Origin of the sequence: Paraprevotella clara YIT 11840 (genome assembly GCF_000233955.1) — a bacterium.
GTDB classification, from domain to species: domain Bacteria; phylum Bacteroidota; class Bacteroidia; order Bacteroidales; family Bacteroidaceae; genus Paraprevotella; species Paraprevotella clara.
The window spans coordinates 1-238 of the sequence record NZ_JH376709.1 but is presented as its reverse complement, the minus strand read 5'-3'; the positions used below and the strand labels follow the sequence as shown (position 1 = coordinate 238).

Annotated in this window: 1 pseudogene; it reads left to right on the top strand. The window is 48.3% G+C overall.

Annotated features, from left to right (window positions below):
- Nucleotides 1-48 precede the first annotated feature (48 nt).
- Nucleotides 49-238: pseudogene (locus HMPREF9441_RS18880) on the top strand (tryptophan synthase subunit beta); the annotation flags it as partial.

Sequence of the window (238 nt, the reverse complement as noted above, 5' to 3'; positions counted from 1 at the left end):
AAGCACGCCGCTACTCTTACACTGGGCAAAGAAGGTATTATACACGGAATGAAAACCTACGTATTGCAAGATAAGTATGGACAGATAAGTCCGGTACACTCTATTTCAGCAGGGCTTGACTACCCAGGTGTAGGGCCAGAGCACGCTCATCTGTTTGAAAGTGGGCGGGTTACTTATGCTCCTATCACCGATGCCGAAGCAATGCAAGCACTGCTATTCACCACTCGCAAAGAGGGTA